General features: G+C 43.9%; 22 protein-coding genes and 1 tRNA gene. 18 read left to right on the top strand and 5 right to left on the bottom strand.

Going from position 1 to position 25951, the window contains the following annotated elements:
- Both BT112_RS06490 and BT112_RS06485 read right to left on the bottom strand, forming a co-directional pair.
- Nucleotides 1-384, bottom strand: a 384-nt coding sequence (locus BT112_RS06490) for a transposase (RefSeq protein WP_139276025.1), incomplete at its 3' end; no start/stop codon positions are given.
- A 145-nt stretch (nucleotides 385-529) separates the two neighbouring features.
- On the bottom strand, nucleotides 530-1018 hold the full coding sequence (locus BT112_RS06485) for a c-type cytochrome (RefSeq protein ID WP_072316540.1): 489 nt from the start codon (nucleotides 1016-1018) through the stop codon (nucleotides 530-532).
- A 330-nt stretch (nucleotides 1019-1348) separates the two neighbouring features.
- Here BT112_RS06485 and BT112_RS06480 point away from each other — a divergent pair, with 330 nt between their 5' ends.
- Nucleotides 1349-1828, top strand: coding sequence for an acyl-CoA thioesterase (locus tag BT112_RS06480; RefSeq protein WP_072316539.1), 480 nt, complete (start codon nucleotides 1349-1351; stop codon nucleotides 1826-1828).
- A gap of 36 nt (nucleotides 1829-1864) precedes the next feature.
- Here BT112_RS06480 and BT112_RS06475 read toward each other — a convergent pair whose 3' ends face one another.
- Nucleotides 1865-2986, bottom strand: coding sequence for a TauD/TfdA family dioxygenase (locus tag BT112_RS06475; RefSeq protein WP_072316538.1), 1122 nt, complete (start codon nucleotides 2984-2986; stop codon nucleotides 1865-1867).
- Between the two features lie 280 nt (nucleotides 2987-3266).
- Between BT112_RS06475 and BT112_RS06470 the strand changes: the two genes are divergently transcribed.
- The 12 genes from BT112_RS06470 to BT112_RS06415 all read left to right on the top strand — a co-directional run bounded on the left by BT112_RS06470 (nucleotide 3267) and on the right by BT112_RS06415 (nucleotide 20018).
- A complete protein-coding gene (locus BT112_RS06470; protein WP_072316537.1) occupies nucleotides 3267-3869 on the top strand; it encodes a nitroreductase family protein in 603 nt (200 codons plus the stop codon).
- A 30-nt stretch (nucleotides 3870-3899) separates the two neighbouring features.
- The gene (locus BT112_RS06465; protein ID WP_072316536.1) at nucleotides 3900-5453 is read left to right on the top strand and encodes a pyridoxal phosphate-dependent decarboxylase family protein; all 1554 of its coding nucleotides are present in this window, start codon (nucleotides 3900-3902) and stop codon (nucleotides 5451-5453) included.
- A complete protein-coding gene (locus BT112_RS06460; RefSeq protein ID WP_072316535.1) occupies nucleotides 5404-7845 on the top strand; it encodes a GNAT family N-acetyltransferase in 2442 nt (813 codons plus the stop codon). Before BT112_RS06465 ends, BT112_RS06460 begins: the two co-directional genes overlap by 50 nt.
- A 23-nt stretch (nucleotides 7846-7868) precedes the next feature.
- Nucleotides 7869-9224 (top strand): lysine N(6)-hydroxylase/L-ornithine N(5)-oxygenase family protein, encoded by a 1356-nt coding sequence (locus BT112_RS06455; RefSeq protein WP_072316534.1) that lies wholly within the window; start codon nucleotides 7869-7871, stop codon nucleotides 9222-9224.
- 19 nt (nucleotides 9225-9243) lie between these two features.
- Nucleotides 9244-11082, top strand: coding sequence for an IucA/IucC family protein (locus BT112_RS06450; RefSeq protein WP_072316533.1), 1839 nt, complete (start codon nucleotides 9244-9246; stop codon nucleotides 11080-11082).
- Entirely contained in the window at nucleotides 11079-12485 is a 1407-nt protein-coding gene (locus BT112_RS06445; protein ID WP_072316532.1) for an MATE family efflux transporter, read from the top strand. The genes BT112_RS06450 and BT112_RS06445 overlap by 4 nt, the downstream gene beginning before the upstream one ends.
- Before the next feature lie 32 nt (nucleotides 12486-12517).
- On the top strand, nucleotides 12518-12760 hold the full coding sequence (locus tag BT112_RS06440; RefSeq protein WP_072316531.1) for an acyl carrier protein: 243 nt from the start codon (nucleotides 12518-12520) through the stop codon (nucleotides 12758-12760).
- An 18-nt stretch (nucleotides 12761-12778) separates the two neighbouring features.
- Nucleotides 12779-14173, top strand: coding sequence for an AMP-binding protein (locus tag BT112_RS06435; protein WP_072316530.1), 1395 nt, complete (start codon nucleotides 12779-12781; stop codon nucleotides 14171-14173).
- 127 nt (nucleotides 14174-14300) lie between these two features.
- Complete coding sequence (locus BT112_RS06430; RefSeq protein ID WP_072316529.1) at nucleotides 14301-16655, top strand: TonB-dependent receptor; 2355 nt, start codon at nucleotides 14301-14303, stop codon at nucleotides 16653-16655.
- Between the two features lie 426 nt (nucleotides 16656-17081).
- Nucleotides 17082-17525, top strand: a complete 444-nt coding sequence (locus BT112_RS06425; protein ID WP_072316528.1) for a GNAT family N-acetyltransferase — start codon at nucleotides 17082-17084, stop codon at nucleotides 17523-17525.
- 3 nt (nucleotides 17526-17528) lie between these two features.
- Nucleotides 17529-18944, top strand: a complete 1416-nt coding sequence (locus BT112_RS06420) for a sodium:solute symporter family protein (protein WP_072316527.1) — start codon at nucleotides 17529-17531, stop codon at nucleotides 18942-18944.
- Nucleotides 18945-18947: 3 nt separating this feature from the next.
- Nucleotides 18948-20018, top strand: coding sequence for an alanine racemase (locus BT112_RS06415; protein ID WP_072316526.1), 1071 nt, complete (start codon nucleotides 18948-18950; stop codon nucleotides 20016-20018).
- Nucleotides 20019-20037: 19 nt separating this feature from the next.
- On the opposite strand, the gene BT112_RS06410 is transcribed toward BT112_RS06415, so the two are convergent.
- Together BT112_RS06410 and BT112_RS06405 are read right to left on the bottom strand one after the other, a co-directional pair.
- Entirely contained in the window at nucleotides 20038-20745 is a 708-nt protein-coding gene (locus BT112_RS06410; RefSeq protein WP_072316525.1) for a LexA family transcriptional regulator, read from the bottom strand.
- 139 nt (nucleotides 20746-20884) lie between these two features.
- The gene (locus BT112_RS06405) at nucleotides 20885-21340 is read right to left on the bottom strand and encodes a retropepsin-like aspartic protease family protein (RefSeq protein WP_072316524.1); all 456 of its coding nucleotides are present in this window, start codon (nucleotides 21338-21340) and stop codon (nucleotides 20885-20887) included.
- A gap of 127 nt (nucleotides 21341-21467) precedes the next feature.
- On the opposite strand from BT112_RS06405, the gene BT112_RS06400 reads away from it, so the two are divergent.
- The 5 genes from BT112_RS06400 (at nucleotide 21468) to BT112_RS06380 (ending at nucleotide 25938) form a co-directional block, all read left to right on the top strand.
- A complete protein-coding gene (locus BT112_RS06400) occupies nucleotides 21468-22235 on the top strand; it encodes a TatD family hydrolase (RefSeq protein WP_072316523.1) in 768 nt (255 codons plus the stop codon).
- Nucleotides 22236-22435: 200 nt separating this feature from the next.
- Nucleotides 22436-23569: a 1-acyl-sn-glycerol-3-phosphate acyltransferase gene (locus BT112_RS06395; protein ID WP_072316522.1), complete on the top strand. Its 1134-nt coding sequence runs from the start codon at nucleotides 22436-22438 to the stop codon at nucleotides 23567-23569.
- A gap of 118 nt (nucleotides 23570-23687) precedes the next feature.
- On the top strand, nucleotides 23688-24716 hold the full coding sequence (locus tag BT112_RS06390) for an asparaginase (protein WP_072316521.1): 1029 nt from the start codon (nucleotides 23688-23690) through the stop codon (nucleotides 24714-24716).
- A gap of 85 nt (nucleotides 24717-24801) precedes the next feature.
- Nucleotides 24802-24889: transfer RNA gene (locus tag BT112_RS06385), tRNA-Ser, on the top strand.
- Nucleotides 24890-25128: 239 nt separating this feature from the next.
- Nucleotides 25129-25938 carry a MotA/TolQ/ExbB proton channel family protein gene (locus BT112_RS06380; RefSeq protein ID WP_072316520.1) on the top strand — a complete coding sequence of 270 codons (810 nt, stop codon included), beginning with the start codon at nucleotides 25129-25131 and terminating at the stop codon, nucleotides 25936-25938.
- Nucleotides 25939-25951 lie beyond the last annotated feature (13 nt).

The raw sequence follows: 25951 nt of genomic DNA, 5'->3' as shown, positions 1-25951 counted from the left end.
GTTGGTCGTTCTGCGCTTCTTTCTACCCTGGTAGCCAATATCCTCTCCTCCTCTAATGGCGGTAGTGTGGCTACCATCTATATCGCCACTGGACAGGTCAAGATACTTGCTATGTCTCTTCAAAAGCTCGATCCAACAATCCCGCCAAACCCCTTGCTTGCACCATTTACGGTAATGGTAAAACACCGTCTTGTAACTGAGTATCTTACCTTCAAACAGAGCTGCTACGGGAAGGTGTTCCCAATGGACACCTGTTTTGAGTTTATACAAAATACTATTCACGATCTCTGAAAGTTCCACCGTTGGTGGAAATCCCCGTTTTCCTTTAGGAAGGTAGGGGATGATATCACTTTCTATTATATCTTTGCACAGTACGATGTACATGGCTGTGTGATGTTTTTTGTTTGGCAACACAAATATCCACAGCCTATTTTTTCTTTCAAAAAAAGTTTAGATCACTTCTTAAAGAAAATCCCTCTTCCGTAATGGAGAAGAGGGATGGAATATTGTTTTGATATCAGAATATTTTTTAGAGGGTTCTCAGGAATTCTGCAATAGCCCTGGCTTCATCTTCCGAAAGGTTCTGATTGAGCATCAGCGTCCCGTTGTATTCTTCTACAAGCGCTTTGGCGATAGGATCTTTTTGCTGCATTTCATCCGGATTGAGCATCATGTTCATCACCCATTCCGGGCTTCTGCGCTCATAAACACCTTTCAGAGCAGGTCCTATGAACTTCTGATCTGTTTTGTGACAGGCCGTACATTTTGTTTTAAAAGCCTCTTCTCCTTTAGCAGCCAGGCCGTTATCGATGTCCCCGAATTTAACTTCTTTGATAGGACCGATACCCTTGTTATTCATATCTACCGGAACTTTCGAAGCCTGTGCCCCCGATTTATCGGATTTCTTTTCCGTTTTTGTACGTTCGTAGCTGAATTTTTCTTTCTTTTCCTTTTTTTCTCCGCAACTTACCAGTACCATGGCAGTGCCCAATGCCATTGTTAGCAATAATTTTTTCATCTTTTCTTAATTTTTATCTGTGTCCGGATATGATGCCCATTCACAAAGGGTCCGGACAGGTGTTCAGGAGACACAGATAGTTGATTTTATTTGACACCCTGCCGGAAAAGGAATTGAATACCGTGGGGTTCCGGCTTTTGGGGTTTTAATGGTTTTAAGCCACTAATATAGGTAATAAAACAGATTTTACCCCCAGTTTTTAACATATTTTAAAAACCTTTTTGTGAAATCCTCCTATGGAATAAGAAGAGTGGTACTGCGGTCTTATTCGGGCAAAAAGTTTTATATTTACTCATATATTATGCGCGCATAACATTAAAACAAGAGATCATGTATTTTAAGGAATTTGATATACGCTGGAGCGATATAGACGCCAACCGGCACCTGGCCAATTCGGCCTATATTAATTTTATGAGTCATACCCGGATGTCATTTCTGGTCGAGAGCGGGCTGGACCAGAAGGAGCTATCGAGGTACCATATCGGGCCTGTCGTATTTTATGAGCATGTGTATTATTTCCGGGAGGTTTTTGCGGGGCAGCCGGTAAAAGTTTCCCTGGAACTTGCAGGGATGAGTGAAGACGGCGGGTTTTTTGAATTTCATCATAATTTTTATGATGTCTCCGGGAAAAATTTCGCACATTGTGAAATGATGGGGGCATGGATAGATATGAATACCCGTAAGCTCACCGGGTTGCCTGAAACTTTTTCACATATTTTGGATCAACTTCCTAAAACGGAAGGTTTCAAAGTACTTACCAAAGCAGATACACGCAGGTTTGGTAAGGTACCTAAAGATCTGAACCTGTAGTAAGTACTTTAAAACAACCGTTATCCGGAATATTGCTCAGGAAGTGGCAAAGATTTTCCCGAGGTGTTCTTCCATGATAAAATAGGGGTCGTGTGTATCGGTGACAGCGCGGATATTGATAAGGCTCGTCTTGCTCATCATGCGAAGCATCTGCCGGCGTTCGCATTTAATGGTTTTTCCGTTTTCGGTACGTTGTCCGGCTACAAAAGCACTTCTGCCGTGGGCACACAAATGGTTATTTACAAATACGACATCTCCCGATTCCGGAATAAAATCACTGTTTATAAGAGGTTTGGCTTCCTCCCAGAACGCCATCAGGTTGTTCATAGCTTCGGGACTCTGACCGGCATGTTCACTGAAAATCTGCTCTGCGGCATCAAACCGTATAAACGGAAGTTCCTGGTTCCCGTACAGTACCGATGCGGTAGGTCCGGTACCAGGTTTGTTTTGGTCCGAATAGTTGGCATCTTTCGGGCATTGATATATAGGATCGAATAGTTTTCTCAACGTAGGGTTGATTTTTCCGTGAGATCGTATAGAATATAAGGTAGAAGGAACTTCTTCCTCATTCCTCAGGTAGAGAAAGCTCAGAAAGTCGGCCTGGTTTAGCAAAAAAGCGTCTTCTGTGTGGACATAGAGATCGGTTTTGGAACCGGCACCGGTCTGGGTGGAACTCATTTTTTCGTCAGGAATAATGGCATGTAATAATCCTCCGCCTTTTCGCTGGGCATAATACTGCACCGGTTTCGATGGAACTGCACCGTGCAGCAAGGAACAGATAAAACCGTATTTACGAAGTTTGGAATAATCGGCCTGCTGCCAGTTGGGGGGGGTAGGGCCAAGATCTTCCTGGTCTATATCTACCAGTCCGCGGAAAATAAGTGCGCCATACTGATCTGCTGAAAAGTCCGTACCGAAACGACTGAGTATTCTTGTAATACGTTCCGGGAGCAATTGATAGGCATGGAGATGCAGTGCCGAAATATAGTCCGGGTTGTCATAATTTTTAAAGGCCTTCATAAGAAGGTTCCCGACACCGGAAAGAATATTTCTCTCCTGGGGAGTCACCTCAACAATAAAGGGAGCCTTGGGGGCAATAAGATGATTTGTAACGGATGGGACAGGCCGCTCCGTACCATAAATTGGTTGTAAGTCCATTTTTCAAAGCGTTTATAAATGTTAATTGACATTTCTGATGATTTGTGGTAAGTGGGATTTTTTGTTTGTTATGTGTTGGTAAATAGTTATTTACCTGTATTCGAAATAAAATATTTCCTATTTGTTTTTGATTTAAGCATTAATGTTTATAGATTTGTTTTTAATAAGTCTAAATAAGTATTGATATACAAATATATTTTTAATAAGTCTAAATAACAATATTTAATTTGATTTTTTTGTCCCAAAAGGAAATCTTACTTAAGAAATAGCTGTATATACTATGATGTACTATCCTGAACTATCTGAAGAATTATCTGGTATTATTCGGAATCGCCGGAGTATTTATGCTGACGAATTTGTCAAGGGAGATATTCCGGATACTTTGCTTGAAGAGATCCTGGTTAACGCTACCTGGGCTCCGACACATAAAATGACAGAACCCTGGAGATTTCTCGTTTTCCGTGGGGAATACCTGGAAGAATACGGTCGTTATATGGCGGCTTATTATCGTGAATATTATAGTAAGAGCTTTTCGGGACAAGCATTGGACGAAAAATTGGATTACCTGGAGCGCTATCCCCGAAATGCAGCCTGTATGATAGGGGTGGTCCTGGTACGCAACGAAAAAATAGGGCTTCCGGAGTGGGAGGAAATAGCAGCAGTATCATCTGCCGTACAGAATATAGCGCTGACCTGTACCGCAAATAATATAGGGAGTTACTGGAGTACCAAGAGTGTAGCTATAGATTATGTCTCCGGATTCGGTCTTGCCCCTCACGAAAAATCATTGGGATTGCTCTATCTCGGTTACCCTTCGGAAGACCGGACGGTATCCAGAAAAAAAAGAAGCCCCTTATCCAAAAAAGTCACCTTTCTGCCCTGAATCTTACCTGAACTTAAACCTTACAATCTTATGAACAAAACACTATGGAATAATACTGAAGTTTCTCCGGTGATAGAAGCCCCGGGGGAAGACCTGTATAAAGATATCTTTCACGAGTTGTCCGGAGAGGAGTATAACGAAGCCATCCGTCTGGCCGGTGAACGGGTTTCCCGTTTTCTGAAAAACAATAAAAAGCCGTTTAGCGGAATTAAACCTGTGGCTCTACGGAAGATGGTAGAAGAGATCGATCTCGCTACTCCCTTGCAGGATTATAAACGTCTGTTTGATGAGGTAGATGCCTTGTACGTACACCATGCCACAGCATATCATTTGCCCGGGTACATAGCCCATTTGAATTGCCCTGTAGTCATTCCTGCCCTTGCAGCCGAAGTACTTATAAGTGCCATCAATTCTTCTCAGGACACCTACGATCAGAGTGCCGGTGGAACTTTTATGGAAAGAAAGCTTATTGCCTGGACTGGTGAACAGATCGGTTTTCTCCGGGATTGTGACGGAATTTTCACGGCAGGCGGTTCGCAAAGTAACCTGATGGGGCTGTTGCTTGCTCGTGATTATTTTGCTTTGGAGCACCTGAACTGGAACATCAAACTGGACGGAAACCCTCCCGATGCAGGGAAGTTTCGGGTTTTTGTTTCTGAAAAGGCACATTTCAGCAATCAGAAAAATGCTTCGATAATGGGACTGGGAGAACAGGCGATAGTGCCGGTAGAAACGGATTCCCGTTATCGTATGGATCCCGACGAACTGCAGAAAGCTATCCTCCGGGAAAAAGATCGGGGCAACATCCCCATAGCTATTACCGCTACTGCAGGGACCACCGATTTCGGTAATATAGATCCGCTTTCGGAAATAGCCCGTATCGCCCGCGAACATCAGTTGTGGTTGCACGTAGATGCAGCATACGGATGCGGATTGCTGCTTACCGATAAGTACAGGCACTTACTCAAAGGAATCGAACAGGCCGATTCGGTCACCATCGATTATCATAAGTCATTCTTCCAGCCTATCAGCAGCAGTGCATTTATCGTACGTAATAAACTTCATCTGAATATTATAAAGCACCATGCGGATTATCTCAATCCCAAAGAGCAGGATTACGACGAACTTCCGGCGCAGATCAACAAATCTATCATACAGAGTACGCGGAGATTTGACGCACTGAAACTGTGGTTTACCCTTCGGTACCTCGGAAGAGAAAAGTTGGGCCAATATACAGAAGCCATTGTAGAAACAGCCAAACAAACCGCGGAAGAACTGGACCGTGATCCCGATTTCGAATTGTTGTGCCATTCGGATATGGGCGCATTGGTTTTCCGTTATGTGAAAGGTGCAAAACCATCGGAATTTTGCACATTGAATCAGCATATCAAGAAATCCCTGTTCTTCAGTGGAGAAGTTTTGCTGGCCAGTACGAAAGTCAATGGTGTATTTTACCTCAAATTCACCATTTTCAATCCCCTTACCACCATACCTCACATACAAGATATTCTTACCAAAATAAAACAGCAAGGAAATGAACACCTACAACTTAACCGGGTTTCGTCAGCAGGCGGAACAAATTAACTTCACCTCGCTCCTGAACAGCTATTGCAGGGAATTAGATAACTGGAGTCGCTATGAAGGCATCCCGAAATACGATCCCGCCCTGGCGGATTATATGAAAACTGCCGGTCATTCTTCTTTTATACGCTTTGATTTTGCAGATGATGAGACTGAGGTCTTTGCACCTTTGACTTATTTCTCCGAGACCGGGATACATGTTTTTGGTTTTCCGGTAGTGCAACGCCATGTTCCGTCCGACAAAATTGAGGAAATAGGCCCTCTGGAATTCACCGATCTTGCGGCAGCCCAAGCTGCTAAGGATTATCCTGATGCAGATGCGGCATTGACCAAAGAACGGTTGCAGAACAGTATCCGGAATCTTGCCGGGTACCTCGAATATACTGAAATGAATCAGCGGAGTGTAAGCGATCCGGAGCAAACATTTATAGCATCGGAACAATCATTGATTGCCGGGCATAATGTACATCCGCTACCCAAAAGCCGGGAAGGCTTTTCCGAAAAAGAGCTTATGTGGTACTCACCGGAAACCGGGGGAACTTTTCCGCTTCATTATTTTCTGGTCCATCCCGACAATGTCATTGCAAAAAATGCGGATGGGGCACACCCGTCGGAACACTTACGGGTACAACTCGCTACTACAGAAAATGAAGACGTACAATCGCTTCTAAAAGAATATTCCGATTGGAAAGTGGTGCCGGTACACCCGTGGGAAGCATCCTACCTCCTGAAACTTCCGGAAGTGCAGGAAATGCTCGACGAAAAATGTTTGCTCAGCCTCGGACAGGCGGGCCCCTTATTTACGCCTACCTCCTCGGTCCGGACGGTATATAATGCCGACAGCGAGTGGATGTACAAATTTTCCCTGCACGTCAAGATCACTAATTCTTTTCGTGTAAACTATCCGCACGAACTACACCGCGGATATGATGCAGCCAGGTTGTTGAAAACCGAATGGGGTACGGGGATCCGAAAGGATTTTCCAGAAATTGAACTGATAGATGACCCTGCTTTTATTATGGTTAGCTATAAGGGTAAGGTGATCGATGGTTTTAGTACCAGTATCCGTCGTAATCCATTCAGAGGTAAAAGTGCAGAAAAGAATGTGGGACTTGTGGCGTCCCTCTGCCAGGACGCTATCGGGGAGCAGGAACCGAGAATACGCAGACTGATGAAGAAGGCGGCGGAATACAGGAAGGAAGGGGTAGAGGATGTGGCGATTTCGTGGTTCCGGAAATATCTCGATATCACCGTACGACCGTTGATGGGGATGTTTAATAAATACGGATTCGGAATGGAATTCCATCAGCAGAATATGCTTCTGGAGCTCAATGATGAGCTTTTTCCGGAAAAGCTGTATTACCGGGATAACCAGGGCTATTTTTTCCGCGAAGGCAAAATGGGTGAACTCACCGGTATATTACCGGATTTCGGTAAAGACAGCAGGTCATTTATTGCCGAGCCCAGAATGATAAATTTCTGGGGGTATTATTTTTTGGTCAATCATCTTTTCGGATTGATCAATGCGTTCGGAAAGAATAACCTGGTATCTGAGCGCAGGCTTATAGAACTTCTGTACGAAGCTTTAAAAGCCGGGGAAGGAGCTGATAAAACCGGACTGGTTTCTCATATGCTGAATAGTGTGAAGCTTGTGGTTAAAGGCAACTTGCTTACCAGCCTGAACAATATGGATGAGGCCAGTGCGCCACGTACCAATCCGGCAGTTTATACTGCTTTTCCCAATCCGCTCAACAAATACTTTTTTTCCGACCAACTGATCTGCCCTCGGGGAAAAGATATTGTTTTCAGCCGGTATTTTGAAAAAGAAGATGTGACCATCACTTTAAGGCCTGTAGACCTGGATCGCGACCTGGAGATGCTTCACGAATGGTTTCACCGGGAACACACCCTGAATATATGGCAAATGAACTGGCCCATTCGGGAGCTGGAAAAATACTACAGGACATTGCTTCCGGGAGATATGCTGTACAGTTATATAGGTGAAGCCAACGGCGTGCCCACTTTTAATATTGAGGTGTACTGGGCAAGCCGGGATATTGTAGGTGAGTATTACGATGTATTGCCTACGGATTACGGAACCCATCAGCTTATCGCCCCCACCGATCCGAAGCTGAAATATGCCTCTCCGGCCACACAATCGATGATGGATTTTGTTTTTGCAGAACCCAAGGTAGGGAAAATGGTAGGAGAAGGTGCGGTAAATTCCCTGGCCTCCATGATGAACAAGGCACACGTAGGGTTCAAGATTGAAAAGGTTATCGAAATGCCGCATAAAAAGGCAAACCTCAATTTCTGTTACAGGGAATGGTACTGGGCCAAGTTTCCTGCAGCCAGGGATTTTAAGAATATCCCGGTTTCTGAACCCCAGATGTAGAACTTAACCAAATATGTAAAAAAATGAATTCCCAAAATAAATATACTGTCATAGGGATCGGTATCGGGCCTTTTAACCTTGGCCTGGCAGCCCTTTTAGATCCCGTAGAAGAGCTCTCTTCCGTATTTTTTGACCAGTCGGACGGATTTGACTGGCACCCGGGACTGATGTTTAGTAATGCTACGTTACAAGTTCCTTTTCTCGCAGACCTGGTCACTATGGCCGATCCTTCGAGCAAATTCAGTTTTCTGAACTTTATGAAGGAGAACGATAGGTTGTACAAATTCTATATCCGGGAAAGTTTTTTTATGCTGCGAAAAGAGTATAATGCCTACTGTCAATGGGCAGCTTCCCGGCTGCCGAATTGTAAATTCTCGCATCGTGTCGTTGCAATAGACCATAATAAAGGGCTGTATGAGGTCGCCGTAAAGCATACCAAGACCGGGGAAGTTTCCGTGCACTATGCCGAAAAACTGGTTTTGGGCACGGGAACTTCACCCCGTATCCCCGCCTTTGTCCAAACAGAAACTATGCCTGGGGTTATACACACTTCGGGATATCTATATTCCAGGCCTGATATTTTAAAGAAAAAAACAGTGACCATTATAGGTTCCGGTCAAAGTGCAGCGGAAGTTTTCAGAGATCTGCTCCCCGTGACCAAAGAGGGGTTACAGTTAAACTGGTTTACGCGATCTTCCCATTTCTTTCCGCTGGAAAATAATGCCAAGCTTACCCTGGAACTTACCTCCCCGGAATATGTAGACCATTTTCACAGTTTGCCTCACAAAAGCAGGTTACAATTGCTGGCCAGGCAGAGCGGCCTGTATAAAGGAATTGATGAAGACCTGATCAATGAAATTTTCAACACCCTTTATGAAATGAGTGTAGAAGAAGACCTCCTCAATGTCGAATTGCGGTCTAATATTGAACTTGGTGAAATAAAAGTTTCCGCCGATGGGTCTTACGATCTCGGCTTTACCCATACCGAACTACAAAAGCCCTACTACAGTCATAGTGATTTTGTGATCCTCGCTACGGGGTACACCTATAAAGAACCCGATTTCCTGAAAGGGATTGAGGATCGTATAGACCGTATGGAAAGTGGTCTTTATAATGTACACCGATATTACACTATCGATAAGAACGGAGGAGAGATTTTCGTGCAGAATGCAGAACTCCATACTCACGGATTGGTAACACCGGATCTCGGTATGGGGGCGTACCGCAATTCCTGTATTATAAACCGGTTACTCGGGCGGGAGTATTATAAGGTGGAAAAGCGAATTGCATTCCAGGAATTCGGTGTTGAAAAAACATCTTCAGTATCGGGGGTGTCAGAAAAAGAAAATATGGTATTAATAGCCGAAGATACGAAGTAGCAAGCAAAAGCAGAAGATCATGACAAGCATTACAGATATATTTAGCGATACACAACATCTCCGGGTGGAGGTATGGCAGAAAGTCAATCGTAATTTACTGGCTAAGAGTCTGGTAGAGCTGATGCGTGAAGATGTGGCTAAACCACAGGTAACAGGAAAGGAACGGGATGGACTTACACATTTTAAACTGGATACGGACCATAAAAACATTCACTATGTGTTTTCTGCCTACCCGAGATTTCTGAATTACTGGCATGTTCAAAAGGAAACCATTTCTAAATATGAAAACGGAGTGGCGCTGGATACTTTGGATGTCCCTGATTTTTTTATTGAACTTCAGCAGACTTTCGGGATGGAGTCTTTTACGCTCACCCACTATGTCGAAGAGCTGACCCATACATTGTATGCCGATGCCTATGTACATTCCAAAGGGAGAATGACGGCCGAAGAGCTTGTAGCTTCAGATTTTCAGACGATAGAACATCATACTACCGATGGGCATCCCTGGGTGATTGTCAATAAAGGACGTATAGGGTTCGATGCAGATGATTTTAAAAAGTTTACACCTGAAGTGCATAAAAACACGCGCTTATTCTGGGTAGCAGCTCAAAAGCGGCGGACTTCACTGCAATTGATTTCCGGGGAAGACTGTTCTGCTTTTTTCGAAAAAGAGTTGGGAAAAAATCTGTTAGAAAAATTTATTAGAGTACTTGTTGATCAAAATGTGTCTCCTGAGGATTATGTATTTATACCCATTCATTTCTGGCAATGGAAAAATAAACTTGCCATTCAATTTGCCGGAGATATAGCCGCAAAGTATGTCATTCCGTTGGGCGTGGGGGATGACCTTTACAGTCCCCAGCAGAGTATCCGCACTTTTTTCAATCAGAGCCATCCTAACAAGCATTATGTCAAGACGGCTATTTCTATATTGAACACCAGTCATATAAGAGGGTTGCCCCCTAAACAATTATCTGTAGCTCCCCAGTTGACAGATTGGCTAAAAGGTATGATGGAGAGGGACCCGAGTTTACAGGAAATGGGAATTATATTACTGGGAGAAATAGCTTCTGTAAGTTATGCTCACTCAAAATATAGTAAGATTGAAAGTCCACCGTATCAATACAATGAGTTTCTTGGAGCACTTTGGAGAGAAAGCCCTGTGAACTTGCTGGAACCCGGTGAAAAATTGATGACTATGGCTTCCTTGTTATATGTTGATGATGACGGAAAAAGTGTTATACAGGAACTCATAGAAAAATCCGGATACTCCACAGAACAGTGGTTGCGTGCTTATCTTAAAGCTTATTTAAAGCCCGTTCTTCAGATTTATTACAATCATTCTATTTGTATCGATCCTCATGGGCAGAATGTTATTCTGGTAATAAAAGATTACGTGCCGGTTAGGATAGCTCTACAGGATTTCGTCGGAGATATATTGCTCAACGAAGAAGCGCAGAAAAAACTTCCCGAAACATTGGTTAAAAATATGTTTATAACGTCGCCAAATCCCGAAAATGCTCCTTTGACCATACTTATTGCTGTTTTTGATGCGTTTTTTAGGTATTTGAGTAATGTATTGATCGCTTCGTTAAGTTATCCGGAGCAGTCGTTTTGGAGATGTGTATATGAAATAGTTCTGGAACATCAAACCGAGCATCCCGAGTTAAAGGAAAAGTTCGAAAAGTACGATATATTCATTCCGGAGTTCAAGCGTTTGATATTCAATAGCAGGCGCTTATATAACGGATACTCGGAGACGTCGGACTTCCCTCATATGAAGAAAAGTGGTTTGCTTCCCAATCCTATGTACCTTATACAGCAATCCCAAGCGGTAACACTGAACGAAGATCAATGAAAACCGCTTTGCTAAAAACACGGACCTTTCTGAGTCTTTTCAAGCAGGCGTTGCTCGGTAAAGAACATAATTACGTTTCCGGAAGTATTAACAGAACAATTGTTTTGCTCGCTGTACCAATGGTAGGAGAACTTCTCATGGAATCGTTGTTTGTCTGTGCGAACCTCTTTTTTGTAAGCAGAATAGGTACGGAAGCCATATCCATTGCCGGGGGTGTTACCTCGGTAGTTACGCTTTCCTACTCGGTGTCTGTCGGCTTGAGTATTGCTGCTTCGGCATTGGTGTCCAGAAGAATCGGCGAAAAGAATTTCAAAGCAGCCGGACTTCATGCTATGCAGGTCATATATCTCGCCACACCATTGGCGGTGATAATAAGCCTGGTATGTAGTGTATGGGCTAAAGATATCATGAGCCTCATCGGATTGTCTGCCGGGATGGTAGAACGGGGTGGGGGTTATGCGGTGCTTATGTTTGCCTCCGGGGGTTTTCTCATTCTGCGTCTAACGGTAAACGGTATTTTGCGTGGGGCGGGCGATGCTTCCACAGCTATGCGAACACAGTGGTTGTCCAATGGGTTGAATATTATATTATGTCCTCTGTTTATTTACGGTTGGGGGCCTGTTCCTGCTTACGGGCTTCTCGGAGTAGCTATTGCTGCAGTGATTGCCCGGGTAACAGGAGTTGTTTACCAGGCATGGCACCTGGCCGGGGGGAGAACCGTACTGGAAATCGGTAAAGCACAGTTGTGTTTTCATTTCGGAATATTCAAAAAGGTGGTCAGGCTTGCCTTTGGGGGTACCGTACAGTTTATGATCCCGGCTTCGAGCTGGGTATTTATGATAAAGATTATCTCTCATTTCGGCGAAAATGCATTGGCCGGTTACGTCCTTGCCCAAAGGGTAGCTTCCATTGCCACGATGCCGGCATGGGGGATTGGCAATGCCGCGGGGATCTTAACGGGGCAGAATCTCGGGGCAAAGCAACCGGAAAGGGCCGAAAAATCCGTGTGGAGAGCCGGAGGTATCAACATGGGGTTTCTCGTGTTTATTGCAGTTTGCTGGATCTTTCTCGCACAACCTGTAATCCGGATATTTACAGATATTCCCGAGGTCATTGCGCATAGTACAACTTATATCCACTTGATTTCCATGGCATATATCATGTTGGGATATACCATGGTAATTTCCAGGGCCCTCAATGCTGCCGGGGAAGTTATGGTGGTTACACTTCTCTATATACTGATGTTTTATGTGACGCAACTCCCCCTTTCCTATACTATGGGTATTTCCTTTGGTCTGGGACCCAAGGGGGTTTTTGCGGCAATCCTGATTTCGGAAATTGTTCTGGCTACGGCCTGTATCCTGGTTTTCCGGAGAGGTACATGGAAAAAAAGTAAAGTTTAATCAATTGATATATTAATACTAAGTAATAAAAAATGAATACAACAGCACAATTCCACGGAGTATTTGCAAAAGCTTTTGAAATACCTGTAGACAATGTAAATGATCAGTTGGAGTACCAGGGCATAGCCGAATGGGACTCCATGAGTCACCTGGTCCTGGTCACCGAACTGGAAAATTCCTACGAGATCTCCATTGATATGGAGGATATTCTTGAAATGGGCAGCGTAGAGAAGATAAGAGTTATTTTACAGAAGTACGGTGTAGAGATTCAATAATTATATAAGTAAAACGCTATGGGACTTTACGATATAATTAAAGCGAATGAGAATCTGACCTTTATCGATGCCGGATCTGGAGTATCCAGATCTTTCGGGGAGATAGACGGTTCCCTGGATATCGAGAACCTGCGGTCCGTTGTTTTTATCTATAATGATAACCAGCTTCCGGCCATAGAAACTTTTCTGAATTTTTACCGTACAGATCATGTTGCAGCATTGCTCGGTGCAGGTCTTCATGAAGAATTCAAGCAGCATCTCGAAACAGAATATAAACCTTATTACATCTACGATCCTTTACGTTCCCGGATACCGGGGTACATCCGTCTGGATGTTTCGGATGCCATAACGTTATTCCGGCGCTGGGAGAAACCGGAAGAATATGCGATCCATCCCAAAATCAAGGTTTTGATGAGTACCTCCGGGACTACCGGGTCTCCCAAGTTTGTCAGGATTTCGGATGATAACCTTGTGCATAACGCCAGCTCTATCTTGGAGTATATGCCGGTTTCTTCCGATGATGTAGCCCCACTGAATGTCCCCGTAAACTTTGTGTATGGCCTGTCTATTTTTACGACAAACTGTATACGCGGAGGTACAATTGTCTGCACGGATAAAGATGCTTTCCGGAAAGAGTTCTGGACAGATTTTACAAAATATGGTTACACCACACTCGGTGGGGTACCCTATTTCTACGAAATGCTCCACCGGATAGGCTTTTTTAAAAAGGATTATCCTTCGCTTAAATACCTTACACATACCGGAGGAATGTTGAACAGTCAGCTGATCGAAGTGATATCGGACTACAGTCAGAAGCTCGGTAAGCGGTTTTTTGCCCAATACGGACAAACGGAAGCAAGCGGCCGAATGGCCTTTCTGCCTCCGCAGGACCTGGGTAGAAAAGGTTCGTCCATAGGTGTTCCTATCGAAGGAGGACGGTTTGAAATAGATGAGGAAACAGCAGAGCTCGTTTATTACGGCCCCAATGTTTCCGGAGGATATGCTTCTGCAAGTTCGGATCTTAAGTTTTTTGAAACGCGTGAAAAGCTGTACACCGGAGATCGTGCGAGAAAGGATGAAGAAGGGTACTATTATATCATAGGAAGGATAAAGCGTATCGTGAAGTTGTTTGGAATTCGGCTTAATCTGGACGAAACCGAACTTCTCCTGAAAAATACCTTTTCCGGAAAAACTTTTATATGTGCCGGGATCAATGACAGGTTTCTTGCCGTGCTGTTTACCGATCAGGACATCAAGAAAGAGGATGTCATGGGTGTTTTAAAAGAAAAACTAAATCTTCATGCAAGTTCTCTTAAAGTCCTTTATATCGACAATGTCCCGCTGACTCCGAACGGAAAAGTCAATTATCCCACTATTACGAAATGGCTTGAGTCCGGAGATGTTGTCGTATAATCCCAAATTAAATACCATGAGCTTTTACCCCCGATAATTTTTTCAAAATGTGCAGGTTATGCAGCGAAACTGTATGGTGCCAATACGCACAAAAAGTTTAATAGATAAACCAAAACCAAAAACAAAAATGCAGAACAGATCAAATTATTTATTCAGGGTGGAGCGTATACTGGGAGTACTGGTATTGTGGTTTCTGATACCGGCTGTCTCTTTAGCGCAGGATCATTCGGGTAAAGGAGCAGTTACCGGAGTTGTAAAAGACGAAAAAGGAAATCCGATGGCATGGGCCAATGTTGTTGTAAAAGGTACAGCCCATGGTGAAATCACAGATAACTCCGGAGCTTATCGTATAGAAAAAATCCCGGTAGGGGAGAGGGTATTACGTATAACCCTCATCGGATATGAGTCACGTGAGGTCCGCATAACCGTACGGGAAGGACAGACCGCAACCATTCCGGAGGTGATGCTCAGGGAGCAAACCGAACAGCTGGAGGGAGTTACGCTGGAAGGAGATAAAACCAATCGCTTTGCCAATAAAAAGACGGAATACGTGGCAAGGATGCCGCTCCATAATTTAGAGAACCCCCAGGTGTACAGTATTGTAGGGAAAGATCTGATACAGGAACAGATTATTACCGATATCAACGAGACCATGAGAAATGTTCCTGGGGTGGTGCCACTTTCCTATCCTTCGGGTGGTTTTGCAGCTACGTTCAGAGGATTTACGGTTGGGGTGAATGCCAGGAACGGTATGGAATCCCTGTCGTCGAGATCTTCCCTCGATATTGCTAATGTAGAACGTATTGAGGTCCTTAAGGGGCCTTCCGGAACATTGTTCGGAAGTAATATTTCGTCTTTCGGAGGTGTGATAAACCTGGTGACAAAGAGACCGATGGAAGCCGGAAGAACGGAGCTTTCATATACTACCGGAAGTTTTAATCTTCACCGTCTTACCGCAGATATCAATACGCCGCTTAACGAAGACAAGACCGTATTGTTTCGTCTGAATGCCGCAGTAAACCGGGAGAAGAGTTTTCAGGATTTCGGATTTAACAACACCTTCCTTATAGCTCCGAGCCTTACTTACAAAGCATCGGACCGTCTGACTTTTAACCTTGATGCCGAAATATATGATGTAAACAATACCAGGCCGACATACAATTATTACGGAGCCAATTCGGGAATTAACGGTCCGCAGGATATAGCGTTGGGGTACAGAAAATCGTTATTTCACGAAGAATTCGACGCAAAATCCAAATCGTTGAAAATTTTTGCGGAGGCAAAATACATACTTTCGGAAAACTGGACATCGACAACGTTGTTCTCCATGGTAGAAGAGGATTTGCAGCATAGTTATCAGGGGTACGCTACCTGGATATCGCCTACGAAGGCCGTGCGAAGAATGGGGGATTTTGGTCCCATAAATACGTATCATACCAATATTCAGGAAAATATAAACGGCACATTTAATACCGGGAAGATCAGGCACAAGGTTTTGATCGGAGCCAACTACAAGTGGTATAACCAAAATGCGGTGTATACGATGTCCGATGATATTGACACTGTCGATGTAACCACGGATTTTGCCGCACTCCGAAAAGGGGGGCTGGCTGGAGTGAACATAAACCCCAGGAAATTTGATAATCCCAATGAGTACGTGCTTAGCGGTTATGTGACCGATGTTGTGGAGTTTACCGACCGGTTTTCGACAATGCTCAGCCTGAGGGTAGATCATTTTAAGAGAGATAAAGCCGGAGCTAAAGACAGCTATGAACAGACTTCAGTAGCGCCTAAACTGGGCCTGGTATATCAGGTGGTTAAAGACCAGGTTTCGGTATTCGGAAATTATATGAGTGGTTTCCAGAACCAGGAGCCGAGAAATCAACCGGACGGATCTTCCTTGGTTCTGGATCCGCTATATGCCGTACAATATGAAGGAGGAATAAAAGCAGAGACCTTTGACAATAAACTCAGTGCTACAGTCAGCTATTATAATATTACTATTGATGATGCTATCCGAACAGGCTCGGACGGTTTTATCACTCAGGATGGCAAACAGATAAGTAAAGGTGTCGATGTGGATATCGTGGCCAATCCTGTCTCCGGATTGAATATCGTAGCGGGTTATGCCTTTAACGATAATAAGATTGTACGTACCAGTGATCCGGATATCGAAGGGAACAAAGCAGTCAGTTCTCCGGAACACGTAGCCAATTTCTGGGCGTCCTATACATTCCAGAACCATTGGAGAGGACTCGGCATAGGTGTCGGCGGAAATTATGTAAGTGATAATTACAGGTTTAGTGATAACGTGTTTACTATACCTTCCTATACCGTATTGAATGCCACTGTGTTTTACAACCAGCCCAAATGGAGAGTCGGACTTAAATTGAATAATCTGACCGATGAAAAATACTGGTCTGTATGGGAGATGCGGCAACAGCCTTTTAATTTTGCAGCGAATCTAACCCTTAGGTTCTAAATCTGTATAAATATATCTTTTCGGGTCCTCCGGAGCTTTTCACAAATCTTGTGAAATAAGGCTTTGGAGGATCTCCTCGTTGTAAGATGCCATGTCCGGATGTAATCATCCTTTTTTAAAAGGTTCTGGGATGATGTATCCTGGTGTTGAGATACAATGGAATGATATCTGAAAAATATTTTCTTTTAGATTCCGTATATTTGTGATAATGCGTAAAAAAGTAAAACCCAATTACCGGATTCTGATGTTGGAAGCCTCTGCTGATTTGTCTTCCCTGAAGAAGTTTTTCAAAATCATATCTCCTCCATAGCTAAGTCATAAGCGCTTTCTTCTTTTTTAAGAAGTACCCAGTACCCGGTCGACGGCAGGGCGACCGTCTTATTTTATATTTCACATCATTAAAAAGCTAAAACGTATTTCAGCATTATGACATTTGTTATCTACAATCCCAATCAGAAACTTTCCGACGACCAAAAAGAGGAAGTCGCCGGTTTTTTATACACCCAACTCGAAAAATACGGGGATAAAAAAGTGGATATTCTCGCCGCGATAAATTTTGCCATGAGGGATGTTATTCCGTCTATGGGAGGATTTGTTCTGGTAGCTAAGGAAAATAAAGAGATTGTTGCGGTTACTGTGGTAAACAGTACCGGCATGAAAGGGTATATCCCGGAGAATATCCTGGTTTATATTGCAACACACAAGGATAGCAGGGGAAAGGGTATCGGTAAAGAACTCATGCAGAAAGCAATGGAGCTTGCAGATGGTAGTATCGCACTTCACGTGGAGCCGGACAATCCCGCGAAACATCTTTACGAAAAACTCGGTTTTGAAAACAAATACCTCGAAATGCGTTTCACTAAAAAATAGAGCATGAGCTTTATCGATATTGCTATTTTTGCAGCCTACATCATAGGTGTTATGATCGTGGGATGGCATTACTATCTCAAAAATGAAAGTAATGAAGACTATTATGTAGGCGGACGGAATATGAGCAGTGTTCACGTCGGGCTTTCGGTCGTGGCTACGGATGTAGGAGGAGGGTTTTCCATAGGTCTGGGCGGACTTGGATTTGTCATGGGAATTTCCGGATCGTGGATGCTTTTTACCGGGTTAATCGGGGCGTGGCTCGCGTCGGTGCTGCTTATTCCCCGCGTTATAGAAATGGGGCATGCGCACAAACTCCTGACTTTTCCGCAGCTTTTGCACCGGTTTTACGGCAAACAGGTAGCCCTGCTTGCAGGGATTATTTCATTTATAGGGTACCTCGGCTTTACTTCTTCCCAGCTTCTGGCAGGAGCCAAACTGGCCACAGGAACCTTTCCTGCGCTCAGCCTGGATAATGCCTTGATCATTATGGGAGTTGTAGCGGTAGCTTATACCGTGGCAGGTGGTATAAAAGCAGTGATCTATACCGATACTTTTCAGTGGATACTGCTTATGGGCGGACTTATCTGTATAGGGATCCCTCTGGCTTATATAAAACTCGGAGGTATGGATGCCATACGGGAAAGCCTCCCTCCCGAATTTTTCAGCTTCACCAACCTTAGCTGGGTGCAGTTTGTCAATTGGCTGGTTACCATAGTTCCTATCTGGTTTATCGGGATGACCCTGTATCAGCGGATATTTGCCTGTAAGGATGAAAAAACTGCCCGGAAGGCCTGGTATATTGCCGGTTTGTTCGAGTATCCCGTAATGGCCTTTATGGGCGTGTTACTCGGACTTTTTGCACGGGTGGCAGCAGATGCGGGAATGTTTGCCGAGTTTGATTATGCCTCCGGGGCAGCCATGGCCGAGACCGATCCCGAAATGGGATTGCCCCTCTTGCTCCGGTCTATTCTGCCTGTGGGATTGACCGGGTTGATGATGTCGGCTTATTTCTCTGCCATCATGTCTACGGCCGATAGTTGCCTGATGGCGGCTTCGGGAAATTTTGTGACCGATATTCTCGGGTTGAAGAGCACCGATAAAAAAGTGATCCGTATATCACAGATCATCACGCTCGTTATCGGGGTACTCGCTATACTTATCGCTTCCCAGATGCAGAATGTACTCGATCTGATGCTGAATTCTTATGCCTTTATGGTATCCGGGCTCTTTGTTCCTGTTCTTGGTATGCTTTTTGCGGAAAAGGTTAAACCGTATGCAGCCCTTTCTGCTATGCTGGTTGGAGGATGCAGTACATTGATTTTTAGTATTTTTACTATTCCTATCCCCTTCGGATTCGATCCTATTATCGTGGGGATATTATCCTCTGCTCTGGTTTTTGTAGCAGTTAATCGTAAATAAAATATGGCATATCTCGAACTAAATTCGGCAGCTTTAAAACACAATTTTCTTTTTCTCAAGGATTTGTTTGGCGGACATGGGAAAGACTGGGGTGTGGTTTCCAAGCTGTTGTGCGGTAATAAATTGTTTTTGGAAGAAGTGATAAAGCTGCATCCGGATTGTATCTTCGATTCACGGTTGAGCAATCTGCAAATGATAAAGAACATCAACCCGAAAATAAAAACGGGGTATATAAAACCACCTCCGACGCGAAGTATAAAAAAACTTATCGAAGTTGCTGATATCAGTTTCAATACCCAGTTCGAGACCATTGAAATGATCGATCGTTATGCGAAAGAAGCCGGTAAAATTCACCAGATCGTAATTATGATCGAAATGGGAGACCTTAGAGAAGGGGTTATGCGTGAGGATTTCGTAGCGTTCTATGCCCGTATCTTTGAGCTTCAGCATATCGAGGTTATTGGTATCGGGGCAAATCTTAATTGTCTTAACGGTATAATGCCTTCTCATGACAAACTGATACAACTCAGTCTTTACGAGCAACTGATCGAGGCTAAGTTCGACAAGAAAATCCCATGGGTTTCCCTGGGCACATCCATTACCCTGCCTTTGCTCTTAAAGAGCCTGGTTCCTGAAGGAATCAATCACTTCCGGATCGGCGAAAGCCTGTTTTTCGGGAATGACCTGTTCGAAGATGCTCCGCTGGAAGGAATGAAGCAGGATGTTTTTATGCTTTATGCCGAGGTTCTGGAGGTGATGGAAAAACCGGTCAACCCTACGGGATATGTAGGGTCCAACGTTGCCGGAGAGACCCCGGTTTTCGAAATAGAAGACTATTCCGAAACCAGTGTCCGTATCCTGGTAGATATCGGTATCCTCGATATCGAAGTGAAAAATATTCGCCCCTTACGCGAAGAGTACCATCTCGAAGGAGGGAGCTCCGACATGATTGTCCTGGATGTCGGTAAAAACACACATCATATCAAGGTAGGCGATATGGTACCTTTTCATGTCAATTATATGGGGGCATTGCGTTTGCTGAATTCCAAATATATCGAAAAACGCCTCGGGTAATCTATAGGCTTCGGGTACATCACCCGTTCGGCTCTTGAGGATGTCCTTCTACAAAGTCAAGTGAGAATACGGAAGTAACTTTCCAGAGTTCTACGATTTCCTTTTCATCCATTCGTATTTGCGGAGAGATGACTTTTTTGTCATTGATAAGGTGCAGAAATCCGGGATATTGGGTGTCGCGCTTTATCCGGTTGATAAAAACGCCCTTTAATTTACTGACCAGTATATAGATCTGGCCGTCAATGATATGCCCGGTGTCTTCCAAATGTTCGCCAACCACGAAGTTACCATCTTCCAGTTTCGGAGACATTCCTGAGCCCATGATCTGGAAAGCCCGGATGTTTTTACCACTTATAAAAGGAAAGTTAAACCTTGGGAGCGAGTCGATAAACTGCGGATCTTTTAAGTGTGTGACATAGGGATAATAAATTTCCCTGGGCACTACTGGAAATTCCTTTTTCCGGTGCTGCCCGCAACGGGAGAAAACCTTGGGACAAAGAAAAATCTTATTCAGATCGAGCCGGTAACTATGGCACGTTTCCAGCACTTTTTTGTAATCCAGCGTATTGCGTTTCTTCCAGGTAGAAAGGGTGTTGGGTTTTATACCCAGTACGTCCGAGAGCTCCACATCGGTGCGGATGCCTGTCAGTTCTTTGAGCCTTTGGAGTAAAGTGGTGGTTCTGGTTAAGGTCGGGGTGTCGTTATCGGAGAGTGAAAAAGTATTCATGGAGGTAGTTTTTGCGGACTATATCAGGATGGGTATTCCTAATAAAAGTCGATCGGATGATTCAACGGTATGGGTAAGGTATATTTGCGGATAAGGGATGGAGGTTCCTGTAGCTGTTTTTTAAATAAACCTTTATGGTTTACAGTTCGTAACGGTTACTTTTGAGATACACACATTTTTTCCCGTAATCTATAATGGCTTTGGTTTTTTTTAATATGTCGGCTCCAATGATGCCATGTACGGGCAGGGAGTCGTGCTGTATTAAGGCCTCGTTGACATGAGAGAGGTTGAACAGTATAAGTTTTACCTTATCCTTGCTCCAGGGACCTATGGAAAGCGTATTTTTTTTAGATATTTTGGTGTCGAGATTATTGGCCCCGGCTCCGGCAGCCTTAACCTGTGAGTCTTCCGTGTTGAGGTTAAAATGTTCGGCACAATCTGCCCCTACACAGGTGCTTGAAGCTCCTGTGTCCAGAATAAAACGTCCTTCGATACCATTGATCTCGGCTTTGATTTCAAAGTGGTTTGTATTCGTTAATATCAGGGGGATTTTCACAAACCCTTTTTCCCCGAGGAAGGTCTTTAAACTTTTCATACTGTTGTTTTTCGATTTAAAGTGCGGGGCGGCATGTAAAACTATATTCGTTTTTCTGTTCTTTTTCGGGTGGGGTCTTTTTAAAGAATTTGTGCAAAGATAGCTTTAATGTTTTTATTTTTGCCGCATGATGGTAACAGATACACATACACACCTGTACAGTGAGGCTTTCGAAGAAGATAGGGATGACATGATCCGGCGTGCCTTGGATGCGGGTGTTACCCGTTTTTTTCTGCCGGCAATCGATTCTTCTTATACCCCCGGTATGTTACAACTGGAAAAGGATTATCCCGGTACTATCTTCCTGATGTCCGGACTTCACCCCACCCATGTAAAAGAAAATTATCGGGATGAACTCGGTCATGTGAAGGAAATGCTGAACAAACATAAGTTTTATGCTGTCGGAGAAATCGGGATGGATTTGTATTGGGATAAGACCCATATAGATTGGCAACGGGAAGCTTTCCGTTATCAGATAAAACTTGCCAAAGAGCACCGGTTGCCCATAGTAATACATTGTCGGGATGCTTTTGATGAGGTTTTTGAGGTCCTGGAAGAAGAAAAAGGAGATGATCTCTTCGGAATTTTTCACTGTTTTACAGGAACTCGGGAACAGGCAGCGCAAGCCATATCCTATAATATGAAACTCGGTATCGGGGGAGTGGTTACATTTAAGAATGGAAAGATCGACCGTTTTCTGGGAGATATAGGTTTGGAGCACGTGGTGTTGGAGACCGATGCGCCCTATCTTGCCCCGGTACCCTACAGGGGAAAACGTAACGAGAGTGCCTATGTGATCCGTGTGTTACAAAAAGTCGCTGAAATATACGGGCTTCCGGAGAAAGAGGTAGCAGCGGTCACCACAAGAAATTCGAAAGCCGTTTTCGGGGTGTAAAAAGCGGGAGCCTAAGCTTTACGGAACTAAATTTTAAATCCCGCATGGCGGGTAAAGTCAATAAATTTTTGTTCATTTGCCCGATGTGCTTAAATTTGTTACACGGTTCGTATTGTCGTTTGTTGTGAAGTTGATATGGCTGCATTTCATGTTGTTGTCATTATCCAGGCGAACCTGCACAGCATTTAAAGAATTAATCATTGGATAATTATAAAGAAATTCGTCCGTACCTGGACAGTGAGGTCAATGAGGCTCTGAGAGCGTACAAGGATCACCCCATGATCCGTGCCTTGCTCCATTTTACATTTCCGGATAAGTCCCAGGACGAAATAGAGGAAGTATTGGCTTCCTGCCATTCTGTAGGGGACTTTCAGGCAAAAGTGATCTATCAAAGTGTTCGTAATGTTTTGGAAAAGAGTTCGGAGGGACTGTTTACCATAGGTTTTGAAAAACTGAAATCCGACACTTCCTATCTTTTTATATCCAATCACAGGGACATTGTCATGGATACTTCCCTGCTCAATGTGGCATTGATGGAAAATCATCTCGTCATGACAGCGTCTGCCATCGGTGATAACCTCGTACATAAACCGTTTTTGCTGGCTTTGTCAAAACTGGTGCGGAATTTCCTTATTCAGAGAGGGCTTACTCCCCGTGAAATGCTCGAAAGCTCGAGAAAGGTTTCCGGTTTTATAAAATATCTGTTACAGGAAGACAACAGGTCCGTTTGGATCGCGCAACGGGAAGGACGCACCAAAGACGGTAACGACCGAACGCAACAGGGCGTATTGAAAATGCTGGCGCTGGCCAGTGACGAAAAGGAGATCATGGATTATTTCCGGAAGTTGCGTATCGTACCGGTAGCGATTTCCTACGAATATGACCCTACCGACCTTCTGAAAATGCCGGAACTCCTGGCGAGACATTACGATATGGAATATGTCAAGACCAGTAACGAGGATTTCAATTCTATACTCAAGGGGGCCTTAGGGCAGAAAAAGCGGATATGCATTCATGTTGGTGAAGAAATGGATGCCGAACTGGAAACCATTAAAAACAGTGGGGAACCTGTGAATAAACAATTCCAGATGCTTGCCGATTGCATAGATGAACAAATTCACAAAAACTACCGGCTGTGGCCTACCAATTATCTGGCGTATGACCTGCTCCACGGAACCTCGATGTTTGCCGATAAATACAATGACAAGGAAAAACGGCAGTTCGAGAGAAGACTGGAACGAAGAGTAGGAAAAGAGAATGAGGAGATCGGCCGAAAAAATTTCCTTTCCATGTATGCCAATCCGGTAGTAAATCGTATGAAGTACGACGGATAATGTCATAAGAGATCAAGCGAATAAAATATATAAGATAAAAAGGCGTTACCTTACGTAAGTAGAAGACTGTTTCGTACGGGTAAAACAGGTAAAGCTTATTAAAAACAGTTTTGCGGTTATGGGAAAAAGATCGGATATACTCCTGATATATACAGGTGGTACCATCGGAATGATAAAGGATTATGAAACCGGAGCTTTGCGTGCCTTTGACTTTGATAAGCTGCTGAACAGGATTCCCGAATTATCGCATCTGGACTGTAATATCAAGACGGTATCCTTTGAGGATCCTATCGATTCGTCCAATATGAATCCGGAATACTGGAAGCAGATAGCCGGAATGATCGAGGAGAATTACGAGGGTTTTGACGGTTTTGTGGTGCTACATGGCAGTGACACCATGAGTTATACCGGAGCAGCATTGAGCTTTATGCTGGAAAACCTGGCAAAACCTGTTATCCTTACCGGTTCGCAGCTGCCCATAGGCGACCTGCGTACCGATGCCAAAGAAAACCTTATTACTTCGATACAGATCGCTGCATTGCGGGATAAGGGAAAACCGAAAATAGCAGAGGTGTGTCTGTATTTTGAATACAAACTATACCGGGCAAATCGTACGACGAAGATCAACGCGGAACATTTCGAGGCTTTCGCCTCGTTAAATTACCCTGCGTTGGCAGAGAGCGGTGTACATCTGAAAATTAATGATGAGCAACTCCTGATGCCGAACCGCAGGAAAAAATTTCAGGTTCGTAAGGAGTTGGATAATAATATTGCCGTGATCAGGCTGTTTCCGGGGATAAACGAAGCTGTGATTTCGGCGATTTTGCAGACACCCGGTCTCCGGGCAGTCATCGTGGAAACTTATGGTGCGGGGAACGCTCCGACGGAAGATTGGTTTCGTGGGGTCATTGAAAAAGCAGTTAAGAAAGGTATATTTGTAGTCAATGTGACACAATGTTCGGGGGGAAGTGTGTTAATGGGCAAGTATGAGACCAGTACACACCTTCGGAAAATGGGGGTTATCAACGGAAAAAATATCACGACAGAGGCCGCCATTGCTAAGCTGATGTACCTTTTAGGGTGTAAAATCAACAAAAAAGCATTTAAAACTGTGTTCGAAACACCATTGCGGGGGGAATTACATTAAAAATAACAAGATAAATTTTATCAACTAAAAAAAAATTCGTTATTTGGCACCCCGAAGAAAATCATAAAAGTTCTTTACTAAAAATAGAGAGGTGGCCGAGTGGTCGAAGGCGCACGCCTGGAAAGTGTGTATACGCCAAAAGCGTATCGAGGGTTCGAATCCCTTCCTCTCTGCAAATTTTTACAAGTGGTTATAATGCCCTTGTGTGGCAAAAGCCGGTCGGATTGTGTTTTGCGAAAAATATAATTGCCGGAATCATTACAAAGTTCTTAAAAAAAACAGTTAGTTTTCCGGTAACGGAACTCGGAAGGATGGAATCGGAAGAGTTTCTCCTTCTTTGTTGCAAATTCATTAATTGTAAAAATTTTATATCTTTAACCCTATTAACTAACAAAATTTAAGTTTAGAAGAAATGAAAAGATTATTCTCTGTTCTGGCTGTTGCCGGATTGATGGCTCTTAATGCAACAACGGCAGAAGCGAAGGATCTTGCTCCTGTTGTATCTGAAAATATTTCGGAGATAGTTGCTCCCGTAGATGACGCCGCTGCTTTCGTTCAAGACGATGCTGCTGCCACAAGTGAAGACAGCAAACCTTTTCACCAGGTATTGAAAGAGTACTTCATAAAAGGTGGTGCCGGATTTATGGGAATCGTGTTGCTGTGTTTGATTCTCGGACTTGCAGTTGCTATTGAAAGGATTATATTCCTGAACCTTTCCACAACAAACACAAGAAAACTGACAGCCAAAGTAGAAGAAGCACTGGCTACAGGTGGCGTAGAAGCTGCAAAAGAAGTGTGCAGAAACACAAAAGGACCTGTTGCTTCTATATTCTATCAGGGACTTGAAAGAGCCGATGAAGGGCCGGAAGCTGCTGAAAAAGCGGTTGTAGCCTACGGAGGTGTACAAATGGGACAATTGGAGAAGAATGTATCTTGGGTTTCTCTGTTTATCGCTGTAGCCCCGATGCTTGGGTTCATGGGTACGGTAATCGGTATGATCCAGGCCTTCGACAAAATTAGTGCAGCTGGTGGATTGGATGCGTCTCTTATCGCAGCAGATATTCAGGTAGCACTTTTGACTACGGTATTTGGTCTTATTGTGGCAATCATCCTGCAAATATTCTACAACTACATTATTGCAAAAATCGATAGTATCGTAAACGATATGGAAGAAGCTTCTATTACCCTTATCGATTTGTTGGTAGCTCACAAAAAGTACTAAAACCAGATTAAAG

The organism is Sinomicrobium oceani (assembly GCF_900119185.1).
GTDB lineage: Bacteria > Bacteroidota > Bacteroidia > Flavobacteriales > Flavobacteriaceae > Sinomicrobium > Sinomicrobium oceani.
Note: the sequence above shows the minus strand (reverse complement) of the source record. Positions and strands in the feature narration are given on the sequence as shown.